Consider the following 14328-nt stretch of genomic DNA (forward strand, 5'->3'; position numbering starts at 1 on the left):
TTTATAGGTTAATCCGTTTAATAGTTTAGTAAACAGCTATGTGCTCGTACCCGTGCTTCGTGAAATTAACCATTTGCTCGCAATAAACTATTTCCCACCGCGCATTGAAGGCACTTGTTCTGGGTGCAGTATTCATTATATAGCTGCAGTATGGCTTGACTTTCCTTGGCATTCGCGATGGAAAGACCTTGATGTTTAAAGTTAGTAATAATACTATTTTCTTCCTTTTGTATTTGGGATATAATTTGGAGGATGTCTTCATTGGCATCCTTGCCCTGATGTCGTGCATAACAGAATTTCAGGGGCAAGAGGGTATTGATGATCAAAAGATCGATAAAGCTTTTTGTCAGTCTTTTGCTGCTTTTCTTTGATGTTTTTCCGAACGTAAAATGCTCGTTCCAATACCCACTTGCCGAAACTTCGAATATCTCATATAGCTCTACTAGTTGGGATGCGTGAATCACTCTGCTGAAAAGATTTTGACGTTTGGTATACAGGTTTGCCAATTGTGATAGCCGGATGGTGGGGAAGTTCGGGGGCCTTAGTTTAAAGAATTCCGGTTTTTGGACGCTTCTTTGCTCTAAGCCGAACTTATTCTTTAAATGGAAGTATTCTTCTTTTAGTCGGATGTAATAATCGTCCAGAATTTCTTTCGAGTCCAATAAATGGGACATCCCATAGAAAACACTTTCCAAGGCCAAGGTGGAGGATTGCAGTTTACGCACCGTCGAAAAATCCAAGGCCTGGGCCAAGCTTAAAAACGATGCCCCATTTATTTTCAAACCGAAATTCTTAAGTAGCATGGCAAAAAGCACTTGTTCCCAATCGTTTTTGGAGCTTTCCAGCAGGGTGAAAACCCATTTGGACTTCCGTTCCAACCTTTCGAAATATAAGCGTTCCAGCCAATTTTCAAAAAGAAAGGTATCTACATCCCCGATATTTTTCTCGCAATTGATAAATTGAACGCCGTTTTTATCGAATAGCTTTTGATAGGCGTCCAAAACACCTTGTGGGATATAGTTTTTCAGTTCAAGTGTTGGAATTTCGGAATTATCACTGCGAAAGACCGAAGCATCATCTTCCCAGACCACGTGTAGGATTACGTTGTTATAGTTGGTATCCTTTTCGTGATGGTGCGCATACCAATCCGAAGATTTCAGATGTATTTCGACATTGCCCGCCCAAAGCTGTCCGTCGATATGCACCCTCGCATTGAAAAAATCGGGACCTGCTAAATGGTTGTGCGTACCAGTATCAAAAATACCAATAGGTTCGTTGCGTGTGCCGAGCAGATCATCCAATTGCAATTTTTTGTATTTCCAGATGAAATGTAGCAGATCTTCTTTCATAGCCTAATCCCCTTCAACCTCGCCTTCCCAATTCATAAATCCACCTTCCAAATTATAGGCGTTATTAAATCCTACGCTGTTCATAATAGCACAGGCCTGGCCGCTGCGGTTCCCACTACGGCAATAGACATAGTAATTTTTACTTTTGTCGAGTTTTTGGACTTCGTTCAAAAAATCCTGCCCCAGATAAAAATCGATATTCGTGGCGTTCGGTATATAGCCTTCCTGCAGTTCTTCAGGTGAGCGCACATCTAAAATAAAGGCGTTATCGTCCTTTTCTAGCTGGTCTTCCCATTCTTGTTGTGATAGATTCATAAAATTATTTCCATTTTTGTTATTCCAAAAATAAGATATTTACCCCAAAACACCTCGTCCAAATTTTTAACAAAAATTTGGCTTGGCTTCCATCCCTTACTATAAAAAGAGAACATATATTTGTATATACAATTGTTGTTAGGGTATGGATGTAGAAAAAGTCATTAAAACCGAAAAAGAAATTCCACTTAAAAGTAGAACCATTATCCATTTCATGTTGGTAAATACTAAGATTAAAGAAACAATCTCGACCCAGCTCAAGCCTTACGGGATATCGTTGCAACAGTTCAATGTATTACGTATTTTAAGGGGACAGAACGGCAAACCCGCCAACCTCTCCACATTGAACGGACGCATGGTTACCAAAATGAGCAATACGACGCGTTTGGTCGACAAACTATTACTGAAAGGCTATGTAAACCGTCAAACATGCCCATCGAACCGTAGGAAAATCGAAATTACGATTACGGAGCAAGGTAATAGACAATTGGAGAAAATGGACAAGGCCATGAAAGATGCCGAGGTAAAGATTCTCGAAAACCTGTCCCACAAAGAATTGGAACAACTGAACATTTTGTTCGATAAATTTTAAATAGAAGTATTAATTAGTAACTCAGATTTCCCGTTTAGCGGGAACAACAAACAATTATTAACAGTTTCCTGCCTCCGCTGGATGAACAAAAAATCATGTATTTATGAAAAAAGGAGTATTTAGTTTAGCAATGGCCCTGGTTTTTGGCGTTGCCACCGCAACCGAACCCGTCGCCGACGAAGAGAAAGAAGTAAAAACCGACGCCAGTACGGTAACTTGGAAAGCCTACAAAGTAACAGGCTCGCATACGGGCACCTTACAACTGGATGAAGGGTCATTGATCTTCGATGGTGAAAAACTTACGGGCGGCGAATTTACTGTAGATATGTCAACCTTGGTCTCAACAGACCTTGCCGACGATCCAGAAAGCAAGGGGAAGTTGGAAGGTCATCTCAATTCTGAGGATTTTTTCCATACCCAGAAGCATGCCACGTCAAATATGGTCTTTACCAAAGTAAAGTCTACCGGAAAAAATTCGTACGAAGTCACGGGAGATCTTACCATTAAAGATATTACCAAGCCGGTAGTTTTTGACGTATCCATTTATGGAAGCAAGGCCACGGCCACTTTGAAAGTCGATCGTACAAATTATGACATCAAATTTAATTCAGGTAACTTTTTTGAAAATCTAGGCGATAAGACGATTTATGACGAATTCGACTTGGTCGTCGATTTGGAATTCTAGTATTTGACTTCATATAATTTAACATAGTAGGGACCGAAAATATTCGGTCCCTATATTTTTTGACTTATCGACTTGTCATTTTAAAAATGATTTCTATATTTGAGCAATGATTTATAATAGCATACAAACTTGGTGGTGGAACAACTTTCGATAAGCATCGTGAGCTGAGCATCATTGTAGTACAACTATATAGGGCCTGTCATCACGACAGGCCTTTATTATTTTATAGCTTTTGAAATGACGAAATACAAACTTAAGACCACGTACAAACGCATCCTCGCGGACACCATCACCCCGGTAAGCGTTTACCTAAAAATCCGCGACCGCTTTCCGAATAGCATCCTTTTGGAAAGTAGCGATTACCACGCCAATGACAACAGCTTTTCGTATATCTGCTGCAATCCTATTGCCTCGATCAAAATCGAGAACGAGACAATTGTGCAGCAATTTCCGGATAGTACCTCCCAAGAAATTGCCATAGAAACGAATACCGATATCGTAAAAATCATTCACGACTTTAGCCAAAGGTTCGAGACGGAAGACAAGGATTTCAAGTTTATTGTCAACGGACTTTTCGGTTATATGGCCTATGATGCCGTCCGCTATTTTGAGGATGTGCAATTGGAAAAGAAAGAAAACAGTATAGCTATCCCAGATATCTACTACGTCGTATATAAAAATGTAATCGCTATCGACCATTTCAAAAACGAAGCCTATATTTTTGCGCATTGTTTTGATGAGGATGAAAATACGGTCGAAATTGAACGCATATTGAACGTTCGAAATTTCGCTTCCTACAATTTTTCATTGGATGGCGAGGCCACCTCAAATCTAAAGGACGATGAATATAAAGAACACGTACGGTTGGCCAAAAAGCATTGTCAACGGGGCGATGTGTTTCAATTGGTGCTATCACGCCGGTTTTCTCAAGATTTTAAAGGGGATGAATTCAATGTCTATCGTGCCCTGCGCTCCGTAAATCCTTCTCCATACCTATTTTATTTCGATTATGGAGATTTCAAAATCTTCGGAAGTTCTCCGGAAGCCCAATTGGTTGTAAAGGATGGAATAGCGGAAATTCATCCCATCGCCGGCACCTTCAAACGTACCGGCAACGATGAAAAGGATGCCATTTTAGCAAAACAACTGACCGAAGACGATAAGGAAAACAGCGAACACGTGATGCTCGTCGACCTCGCCCGTAATGACCTCAGCCGTAATGGGAGTATGGTAGAGGTCACCAATTACCGCGAAGTGCAGTTCTTTTCGCACGTCATCCACCTGGTATCGAAAGTAACGGGACGAATAAAAAACGAAATCCCGACCCTTAAAGTGGTCGCCGATACTTTTCCCGCCGGTACTTTGAGCGGCGCGCCCAAACACAGGGCCATGCAGCTGATCGAACAATATGAAAAAACAAGCCGCGGCTATTACGGCGGCGCCATCGGTTTTATGGATTTTAACGGTAATTTTAACCATGCCATCATGATCCGAACCTTTCTGAGCAAAAATCATCAACTGCACTACCAAGCGGGCGCAGGTCTGGTAGCCGCCTCGGATCCAGACGATGAACTGGAGGAAACCTACCACAAATTGGGTGCGTTGACCAAAGCTTTGAAGATTGCAGAGGGAATTTAGGACCCACAGATCCTTAGCCTCAAAAGGGGGACTTTTAATGATTACAATTAAAAAATGAATACGAAAAACGTTCAAAAGAGTAAGAGTTCTACCCCCGAGGGGAAATTAGAAAGCGTCTCCGTTCTCGTCATCGACAACTACGATAGTTTCACCTACAACCTCGTGCACTATTTGGAAGACCTTGGCTGTACGGTGACCGTAAAGCGAAACGACCGCTTGACCCTTGAAGAGGTCGATGCCTTTGATAAAATAGTACTATCCCCTGGACCCGGAATCCCCGATGAAGCGGGATTGCTGAAGGAAATCATTGCCAAATACGCCCCCACCAAAAGTATTTTTGGCGTATGCCTAGGGCAACAAGCCATTGGCGAGGTATTTGGCGGAACACTTATTAATTTGGATGAAGTACACCACGGTGTCGCCACTCAAATACGAATAATCAAAGAAGACCCAATTTTTGAAGGACTTCCCCAGGAAATCGAAGTGGGCAGATACCACTCATGGGTCGTGAATCCCAATTTACCGGAAGTTTTGGAGGCCACTTCAGTCGATGAAAACGGACAGGTAATGTCCCTTCGTCATAAAGAATACGACGTATGTGCGGTGCAGTTTCATCCGGAGTCGGTTTTGACGCCGGAAGGGAAAAAGATTTTGGAAAACTGGATCAATACATGATTTTTATTCTTTCTACGGGTCGTCCTGATTTAACAATAATCTGCGTGTGACTCGAATATCGAGAGCTTAACTTATATAGAAATTGTATCGCTGAAATTTATACGAGGCGAATAAAAAGACCATAGTTGATGAAGGAAACACTTGATAAATTAATAAACCACGACATCCTCTCCAAAGCGGATGCCAAACGAATACTGGTCAATATGGCCAAAGGCGACTACAACACAAGTCAGATCGCTGCCTTTGTAACGGTTTATATGATGCGCAGTATCACCATCGAAGAACTCGAAGGTTTCCGCGATGCGCTATTGGAACTGTGCTTGGCGGTTGATTTATCCGAATACGACCCCATCGACCTCTGTGGTACGGGCGGTGATGGCAAGGACACCTTTAATATTTCGACCTTGGCCTCTTTCGTGACCGCAGGGGCCGGCGTAAAAGTCACGAAACACGGTAATTACGGAGTATCCAGCAAGTGTGGCAGCAGTAACGTCATGGAATTCCTGGGTATCAAGTTCAGCAGTGAAAAAGATTTTTTGGAAAAATCGATTGACAAAGCGGGCATCTGCGTGCTGCATGCGCCCTTGTTTCATCCCGCGATGAAAAATGTGGCCCCTATCCGCCGCGATTTGGCCGTAAAAACCTTTTTCAACATGCTAGGACCAATGGTAAATCCCGCCTTCCCAAAAAATCAGATGGTCGGCGTTTTTAATCTCGAACTGGCCCGTATGTACGGGTATCTCTATCAAAACACCGATAAAAAATTTACCGTATTGCACGCCCTTGACGGTTACGACGAAATCTCCTTGACCGGAAACACGAAAACCATCTCAAACCATTCCGAAGGCATGTTAAAACCCGAGGATTTTGGCGTAAAAACCATCAAACAATCCGAAATTACCGGAGGTGATAGTATCGAAGCGTCCGCGCAGATATTTTCAGATGTTTTAGAAGGCCGAGGTACAGAAGCACAAAACAATGTGGTGTGCGCCAATGCCGGTATTGCGATTGCCACGGTCAAAAATCTGGAGGTCAAAGAGGGATTTGAACAGGCGAAAGAGTCATTATTGAGCGGCAAAGGATTACAAGCTTTGAAAAAATTACAGGAGTTGAGTAAGGCCAACTAATCGCAAAAAGAACTTACAAGCTGAACAGGGATACTTATGAACATTCTAGAAAAAATAGTAGCCGACAAACGCAAGGAAGTCGACCTCAAAAAATCACTCATCCCGGTTTCACAATTAGAAAAATCGGTGCTGTTCGAACGCCCAACTATTTCTTTAGCTGCTAAGCTCCGCAAAAGTAAAACGGGAATAATCGCCGAACACAAACGTCGATCACCTTCCAAATCGGAAATCAACCAAAGCCTGAACGTACAAGATGTTGCCAAAGGCTATCAAAATGCCGGAGTCTGCGGAATGTCCGTTCTAACAGACGGTAAATATTTCGGTGGTTCTTTGGATGATTTGCTATTGGCACGTGCTGCTGTTCACATACCCTTATTGCGCAAAGAATTCATAATCGACGAATATCAAATTCTGGAAGCCAAGGCCCACGGTGCCGATGTCATTCTTTTAATTGCCGCAATTTTGGACAAAGAAGAAATAAAGCGATTTTCAGAATTGGCTAAATCGGTACATCTCGATGTGCTGCTAGAAGTACACAACGAAGCAGAGCTCCATAAATCCATCATGCACAGTCTCGATATGTTGGGCGTCAACAACCGAAACCTAAAAACATTCGAGGTCAGCTTAGAAATCAGTAAAACGCTCTCTAAATTGATCCCCGATGATTTTGTCAAAGTGTCGGAAAGTGGCATTAGTACTATCGAAGCGATAAAAGTTTTGAAACCTTACGGATATCAAGGATTTCTGATCGGAGAAAATTTTATGCGGACCGAAGATCCAGGAAAAGCCGCGAAGGAATTTATTGATGATCTAAGCTAAAGACCGAAAAATTGATACAAACAAATGGGCCGGGGAATGCAGCCAAAGTTTGGATATCTATTACATTAAAGCTAAATGGCGTATCAGTTAATCGTGTATTTTGGTTTAACTTAACATTAGTTTACTGAAATAATCATTTAAAATCAATTCACACAATGGAAACATCTACACTTCCCGAGCGGCTCTATTCGTTAGATGCACTCCGAGGTTTTGACATGTTCTGGATCATCGGTGGGGAGGAACTATTTAAAAACTTGGGAGAAATCACCGGTTCCCCTTTTTGGGAGGCCATTTCCGGACAGCTAAACCATCCGGCCTGGCATGGGTTCGCAGCCTACGACCTTATTTTTCCTTTGTTCCTATTCTTGGCGGGCGTGGCCACTCCCTATTCCATCGGCAAACAATTGCAAAGGGGCACCGACCGAAAACAGCTACTTTTAAAAGTCATCAAACGCGGCCTCATCTTGGTCGTCTTGGGTATAATTTACAACAACGCACTTGAACTCAAACCCTTGGCGGAAATCCGATTCGGCAGTGTGCTGGGTCGCATCGGCCTTGCCTACATGTTGGCAAACATTATTTATCTGTACTGTAAGCCGCGCACGCAGGTCATTTGGTTCGCAGGCATACTTTTAGGATATTGGCTCGCCCTGACCTTTGGATCCGCCCCCGGTTTTCCGGCAGGGGATATGAGTATGAAGGGCAACCTCACCTCCTATATTGATCGGCTGCTCATGCCCGGCAAGCTCTATCTCGGTATTCACGACCCCGAAGGGCTATTCAGCACCGTTCCTGCAATTTCCACTGCCTTATTAGGCATATTCACGGGAAATCTATTGCGCAGCACACCCCCCGAAGGTAAGATGAAAGCGGTATATAAGATGGTAGCGACAGGCGTTGTTTGTATCATTCTGGCACAAATTTGGAACCTATTTTTCCCTATAAATAAAAATTTGTGGACCAGTTCTTTCGTATTGCAATGCGGCGGAATAAGCCTTTTGCTGATGGCGCTATTTTACTATATCATCGATATTTTGGGCCATCGCCAATGGGCCTTCTTTTTCAAGGTCATCGGTATGAACTCCATCTTGATCTATATGTCCGGCCAGTTCATCAACTGGGAATATTCCACCGAAGCCTTTTTCGGATGGCTCGGGCAGCTCATCGGTAATCCTTGGAACGCACTAGCCCTGGCCGTAGCCCTGATTGCCGTAAAATGGGTGTTTTTGTACGTGCTGTATAAGCAAAAGCTGTTTTTAAAGGTTTGAGAAAGGATGATAAGAAGGAATCAATTTTTAGAAGTATTGCAATATGGAATGGCCAATAAGGAAAAGCGGTAATTCTTGTCCACCCGAAAATGAAGGGACCTTGCCGGATGTTTTGGTTCTGCGGGTCGGGTTCTTGACTGTTCCGGTGGCGAAGGGAACCAATTAGGCAGAATATCCGTTGTAAGAGGTTCTTCCTGCTACGAAATGACAAGGTAAGAGCGAAAGTGAAAAAACGAACACCATGAAACTGAAAATCTGCGGAATGAAAGCGAATACGGCGGAGGTAGCAGCTCTGCAGCCCGACTACCTAGGCTTTATTTTCTGGGAACCTTCCAGCAGGTTTTTTGAAGGCGAGATTCCAGAATTACCGGATCACATCCAAAAAGTAGGAGTTTTTGTGGATGCTTCGATACAAGAAATTCTAGATAAAATGGAAAAGCACAATTTACAGGCGGTGCAGTTGCATGGTGAAGAAAGTCCCGAATTTTGTGATGAACTACGAGTTAAGTCGAAGTTACTTGGGGTAAGGTCGAGCGCTGTCGAGACCTCCCTTGCGGAAACAAATCTCAAAATAATCAAAGTATTCTCAATTAAAGACGATTTCGATTTCAGCTTATTAGAGCCCTACGAAGAGCTCTGCGATTATTACCTTTTCGACACCCAAGGCAAATTCCCCGGCGGAAACGGCTATATCTTCGATTGGAGCGTACTCAAAAACTACGCTTCGACCAAACCTTACTTTTTAAGTGGGGGAATTGGGCTGGAAGATGCGGAAGCCATCAAAGAATTCAGGAAACGGCCAGAATCTAACTATTGTTACGCTCTTGATGTGAATAGTAGGTTTGAGATTGAGGCGGGGTTGAAGAATATAGAGCGATTGAAGGAATTTAAAGATTTAGCTGTTTCCCACCTATTCTTGTAAGCTTCCCTAAAATAACCATCCTAATTAAGACAACTGAAAAGAAACTATAAGCTATGACATACCACGCAAATAAAAAAGGCTACTACGGCGAATTCGGCGGGGCGTATATCCCCGAAATGCTCTACCCCAATTGTGAGGAGCTGCGCCAGAATTACATCCGCATTATGGAAGAACCTTCCTTTAAAGAGGAATTCGACCAGTTGCTAAAGGATTATGTAGGCCGTCCTACCCCGCTCTATTTCGCCAAAAGGCTATCCGAAAAATACGGGACCAAAATTTATCTCAAGCGGGAAGATCTCTGCCATACCGGCGCCCATAAAGTCAATAACACTATCGGACAGATATTGATGGCGCAACGCCTGGGTAAAAACCGGATTATCGCGGAGACCGGTGCGGGGCAACATGGTGTCGCCACGGCTACGGTCTGCGCCTTGATGGGTATCGAATGCATTGTTTATATGGGTGAAATCGATATCGCCCGGCAGGCCCCGAACGTAGCCCGAATGAAAATGTTGGGTGCGGAAGTGCGACCGGCACTTTCGGGTAGCCGTACGTTAAAAGACGCTACCAATGAGGCCATTCGGGATTGGATAAATAATCCGGTGGATACACATTATATCATCGGCTCGGTCGTGGGGCCTCATCCCTACCCTGATATGGTGGCACGGTTTCAGTCCGTCATCTCCAAGGAAATCAAATGGCAGTTGCAGGAAAGAGAAGGGCGGGAGAATCCCGATTATGTGGTTGCGTGTGTAGGTGGGGGAAGCAATGCCGCAGGGGCCTATTACCATTATCTCGACAACCCCAATGTAGGTATTATTGCGGTGGAAGCAGCTGGAAAAGGAGTGAATTCCGGAGAAAGTGCCGCTACCTCGGCACTCGGTAAGGTAGGTATCATTCATGGCAGTAAAACCCTGTTGATGCAAACCACCGATGGACAAATTACCGAACCCTATTCTATTTCCGCAGGACTCGACTACCCTGGCGTCGGCCCAATGCACGCGCATTTATTCAAATCAGGCCGTGGGGAATTCATTTCCATCACCGATGACGAGGCCATGATTGCCGGACTCGAAATGGCGCAGTTAGAGGGTATCATTCCCGCCATAGAAACCTCACATGCCTTTGCGATTTTTAATCACAGAAAGTTTAAGGCAGATGATGTAGTTGTGGTCAACCTATCGGGTCGGGGGGATAAGGATTTGGATACCTATATTGACTATTTTAAACTTTAAAAGATGAATGACCTGCATAAAATAAGATAATTACACATGAATAATCGTATAAATAATAAAATGAACTCAGAGGGCAAACTCCTCTCCATTTACTTCACAGCGGGTTACCCTGCATTGAACGACACCGCCAAAATCATCCAAGATTTAGAGAAAAACGGGGTCGATATGATTGAAATCGGACTGCCTTTTAGCGACCCATTAGCGGATGGGCCGACCATACAAGCAAGCTCAACCGCTGCTCTTAAAAACGGAATGACCACCGAAATCCTTTTCGAACAGTTAAAGAATATCAGGAATTCCGTTTCGATTCCGCTGATCATCATGGGATACTTCAATCCCATGCTGCAATACGGCGTGGAGGCCTTTTGCGAAAAATGTGAGGAAATTGGCATAGACGGACTCATCATTCCTGATTTACCGGTCGATGTATATCATGAGGAATATCAGAAAACTTTCGAGAAATATGGACTTATCAACGTCTTCTTGATTACGCCACAGACCTCGGAAGAGCGTATCCGATTTATCGATAAAGTTTCCAAGGGGTTCATCTACATGGTGAGTTCGGCCAGTGTCACCGGTTCTGGCAAGGGGTTTGGCCATATGCAGACCGATTATTTCAAACGGATTTCCGACATGCAACTTTCCAACCCGCAAATTGTAGGTTTCGGCATCAAGGATACCGAGACCTATCAGCAAGCGACCAAAACCGCTAAAGGCGCGATAATCGGGTCGGCGTTTATCAATCATTTAACGGAAAGTGGTACTGATTCCGTTTCAGATTTTATTGCAAAAATTCATTGATGAAAGAGCTTGTCAATAATTGGAAAATAATCATTCTACTCTGTGTTGCCATAGGTATGGCACCTTTCTATCCAGAACCTCATATATGGGGCAAAATTAAATGGATTTCAGGTGGTGCCGTCGGCATGCAACCTCAAGATTGGTTCGATCTATTCTTTCATGGATTTCCGTTTTTGCTTTTACTTCGGTTAATCTTTACAAAAAACAACTCCGGTCTTGAAAACAGAAATTGATTTTTCGGAAGATGACACTTGTAAGCTACTAATATAAAGACTATTAGACTGCCCAATCTCAAATAATAGCTTAGCTGTAATTATTTTAAAAACCATTGAAAGGCCCTTCTACTCCAAATCAAGCCGAATTACGACTCGCATTAATATTCCCGTATAGCGATCTAGTCACTATTTTTTCGTATTCCTCTTTGAACTTGGCATTTTGCCCAATTTTTTGAAGGGCATACTGCTGTATGGCCAACAGGGGCAATACGATATTTTCCCTAATCTTCACCGATTCACGGGAAACGCCCTCGTTCTGCATCAGAATATCAAATCCGCTGATGAGCAATAGCATTTCTTTGGAAAGTTCGTATTCCTTATGCAGAATTTTCCAAAAGTCCCCGTATTCCGGGTCTTCCTTCATGTAACTGGTCAGCTCGAAATAGCATTTGGTCAACGACATCATACTATTCAGCATCAAGGCTTTAAAAAAGGGTACTTCCTTGAACAGGGTTTTGACCTCCTTAATCCTACCATCGTCCTTTAGCGTCTTGATTGCCGTACCGATTCCGAAATAACCGGGTACGTTCTGTTTCAATTGGCTCCAAGAACCTACGAACGAAATGGCGCGCAAATCGGTCAGTTCCAGCTTGGCCTTATTGCCACGCTTGCCGGGCCTACTACCGATGTTCGCCTTGGTGTAATATTTTAAGGTACTTTTATTTTCCAAATACGGAATGAACATCTCGTGCCGCTTCAAAGCATCGTATTTTGCAAAGCTCAGTTCGGAAAGTTCTTCCATCAGTTTACGCGAATCTTTTGAAATCACGTTTTCCTTTCCGAAAAGGTTGTTCGAAAGGCCGGCAGTGAGCAACTGTTCCGAATTGTGCATGAACTGTTCTTTGGTGCCGTAGGTACTCGTAATCGTCTGGCCTTGAATGGTCAACTGAATTTCGTGGTTCGCTACATCTTTAGTCTGTGCGGCGTAGAAACGGTGGGTCTTTCCACCACCACGGGCCGGTGGACCGCCGCGACCATCGAAGAACACCGCTTTGATACCGTTCTTTTTACACACTTTCGATAGGGTTTCCTTTGTTTTTAGAATGGACCAGTTGGCCTTGAGATAGCCTCCATCTTTGGTGCCGTCCGAAAAACCGAGCATAATGGTCTGCACGTTGTCGCGCCGCTCTAAATGTGCCCGATATTCCGGCATTTCGAATAGGGCTTCCATCGTAGCTTCCGCGCCGTCCATCCCGTTCATGGTCTCGAACAGGGGTACGATGTCAAAAGTGATTTTATCGGCATCCCATCCGCACCATCGGAACAGTCCGTAGACGAAAAGTACGGAGAAAATATCCTCCGAATTACTGATGATATAGCGATTGCATCCTTCCTCGCCGTTTTTGTTCTGAATTTCTTTTAATTGTGAGATATTGATCAAGGTATCCTTTACAATATCATCCGAAAAATCCGCGGCATCCACCTTCAAATCTTTATGCAACAGGATATCGACCAATGCTGCCTGATCGAGTTCATCAAGATTATCCTTTATAATACCATTTTGCTTTAAAATACTTTCCACCACCAAAATGTGCTTGCTCTGATCTTGACGTATATCCAAAGTCGCGAAATGGGTCTTGAAAATCTTGACCTTGTCGATAAGGTGTTCGAGATCTTTAATGTAGAGAGCGTGGTACTTTTCGGTAAGGGTTTCGCGTATAGCCTCCAAAGGCTCAATAAGGTCTTGGTAATCGACCGTTTGGTTCCTATTGAACATAGCCACATACAGGCTGTCCCGTAATTTGTTCAAAGGTTCTTGCACCTGTTTAAAAGTCAGTTTTTTCCGGAGTTCCTTCAGGTCGTTGTAATAACATTTCATCAAGGTAACGCGCAGCTCATCGGCCACATCTTTGGTAATATCGGCGGTTACGAACGGGTTACCATCACGATCCCCACCGGGCCAAAAACCGAGCTTCATGATTTTATGGTTCTCAAAATTAGAATTAGGCACATTGCTCTTGATATAGGAAAAAAGATCTCCGACGGCATCATAGTACACGTTACGGAGGATATAAATAATGTTTTTCGCCTCATCGAGAGGGGTCGGTTTGGTGGCGTTTATCAGGGATGTGAGTCCCAATTGCTGTAAAGTCAGGTCGATGTCGTTGATACGGTCATCTAAAATAAGCGAGCGTAGTTCGGCGATAATGTCAAGTACCGCGGGCGTATAAAATTGGGTAGGATGTGCAGTGAAAACGATACGCGCGCTAAAGGTGGACAGCTGTTCGGCAAGCTTGTCCCAATTCTTGTTCTTGTCAACGAACTGAAAATAATCTTTGATGGATAACGAGCTACTGTGTTCGTGCAGCTTTGGAAAAGCGGCATCTTCAACGCTATCGTATAAAACCACTTGACGTTCGACGTACTGGATGATACGAAACATAAAGTCGATCTGTTCCTTTTCATCATTGATATCTGCATAGTTCTTGAAAAATGTATCCAGAATCTCTTGGGGATGTTTCCCTGATTTCAATCCCTTTTCACATTGATCGAAAAGTAAGGGAATGAGCATGCCCACGTTTTCGATATTACGGTACGGTAGGTTTAAAAATAAACTGTTATAAACATTGAATTTGTTGGTAACGGATTTCTTAAAGGTTTCGAGTCTTTCTGTTTGATGCATATAT

General features: G+C 43.4%; 14 protein-coding genes. 11 read left to right on the forward strand and 3 right to left on the reverse strand.

The window, feature by feature from the left end; all coding sequences use genetic code 11:
* Window positions 1-65: 65 nt before the first annotated feature.
* Together BLT07_RS16015 and BLT07_RS16020 are read right to left on the reverse strand one after the other, a co-directional pair.
* Window positions 66-1349: a DUF2851 family protein gene (locus tag BLT07_RS16015; RefSeq protein WP_091871450.1), complete on the reverse strand. Its 1284-nt coding sequence runs from the start codon at window positions 1347-1349 to the stop codon at window positions 66-68.
* Between the two features lie 3 nt (window positions 1350-1352).
* Complete coding sequence (locus BLT07_RS16020) at window positions 1353-1664, reverse strand: rhodanese-like domain-containing protein (protein ID WP_091871454.1); 312 nt, start codon at window positions 1662-1664, stop codon at window positions 1353-1355.
* A 145-nt stretch (window positions 1665-1809) separates the two neighbouring features.
* On the opposite strand from BLT07_RS16020, the gene BLT07_RS16025 reads away from it, so the two are divergent.
* From BLT07_RS16025 to BLT07_RS16075, 11 genes are all read left to right on the forward strand, one after another.
* Entirely contained in the window at window positions 1810-2256 is a 447-nt protein-coding gene (locus BLT07_RS16025; protein ID WP_091871460.1) for a MarR family winged helix-turn-helix transcriptional regulator, read from the forward strand.
* A 103-nt stretch (window positions 2257-2359) separates the two neighbouring features.
* Window positions 2360-2941, forward strand: coding sequence for a YceI family protein (locus BLT07_RS16030; protein ID WP_091871465.1), 582 nt, complete (start codon window positions 2360-2362; stop codon window positions 2939-2941).
* Between the two features lie 237 nt (window positions 2942-3178).
* Window positions 3179-4579: an anthranilate synthase component I family protein gene (locus BLT07_RS16035; protein ID WP_091871468.1), complete on the forward strand. Its 1401-nt coding sequence runs from the start codon at window positions 3179-3181 to the stop codon at window positions 4577-4579.
* Window positions 4580-4633: 54 nt separating this feature from the next.
* Window positions 4634-5254 carry an anthranilate synthase component II gene (locus BLT07_RS16040; protein ID WP_091871470.1) on the forward strand — a complete coding sequence of 207 codons (621 nt, stop codon included), beginning with the start codon at window positions 4634-4636 and terminating at the stop codon, window positions 5252-5254.
* 128 nt (window positions 5255-5382) lie between these two features.
* A complete protein-coding gene (gene trpD, locus BLT07_RS16045; RefSeq protein WP_091871473.1) occupies window positions 5383-6381 on the forward strand; it encodes an anthranilate phosphoribosyltransferase in 999 nt (332 codons plus the stop codon).
* 36 nt (window positions 6382-6417) lie between these two features.
* Complete coding sequence (trpC, locus tag BLT07_RS16050) at window positions 6418-7200, forward strand: indole-3-glycerol phosphate synthase TrpC (protein WP_091871479.1); 783 nt, start codon at window positions 6418-6420, stop codon at window positions 7198-7200.
* A gap of 155 nt (window positions 7201-7355) precedes the next feature.
* A complete protein-coding gene (locus BLT07_RS16055; RefSeq protein WP_091871485.1) occupies window positions 7356-8468 on the forward strand; it encodes an acyltransferase family protein in 1113 nt (370 codons plus the stop codon).
* Window positions 8469-8709: 241 nt separating this feature from the next.
* Entirely contained in the window at window positions 8710-9390 is a 681-nt protein-coding gene (locus BLT07_RS16060; RefSeq protein WP_091871491.1) for a phosphoribosylanthranilate isomerase, read from the forward strand.
* A 53-nt stretch (window positions 9391-9443) separates the two neighbouring features.
* A complete protein-coding gene (gene trpB, locus BLT07_RS16065) occupies window positions 9444-10625 on the forward strand; it encodes a tryptophan synthase subunit beta (protein WP_091871495.1) in 1182 nt (393 codons plus the stop codon).
* A gap of 36 nt (window positions 10626-10661) precedes the next feature.
* Window positions 10662-11426, forward strand: coding sequence for a tryptophan synthase subunit alpha (gene trpA, locus BLT07_RS16070; protein WP_091871498.1), 765 nt, complete (start codon window positions 10662-10664; stop codon window positions 11424-11426).
* Complete coding sequence (locus tag BLT07_RS16075; RefSeq protein ID WP_091871503.1) at window positions 11426-11659, forward strand: hypothetical protein; 234 nt, start codon at window positions 11426-11428, stop codon at window positions 11657-11659. The genes trpA and BLT07_RS16075 overlap by 1 nt, the downstream gene beginning before the upstream one ends.
* 118 nt (window positions 11660-11777) lie before the next feature.
* Here the strand turns inward: BLT07_RS16075 and BLT07_RS16080 are convergent, their stop codons facing one another.
* Window positions 11778-14324, reverse strand: a complete 2547-nt coding sequence (locus BLT07_RS16080) for a phosphoenolpyruvate carboxylase (RefSeq protein ID WP_091871509.1) — start codon at window positions 14322-14324, stop codon at window positions 11778-11780.
* Window positions 14325-14328: the final 4 nt, after the last annotated feature.

Origin of the sequence: Pricia antarctica (assembly GCF_900101815.1) — a bacterium.
In the GTDB taxonomy this organism is placed as follows: Bacteria; Bacteroidota; Bacteroidia; order Flavobacteriales; family Flavobacteriaceae; genus Pricia; species Pricia antarctica.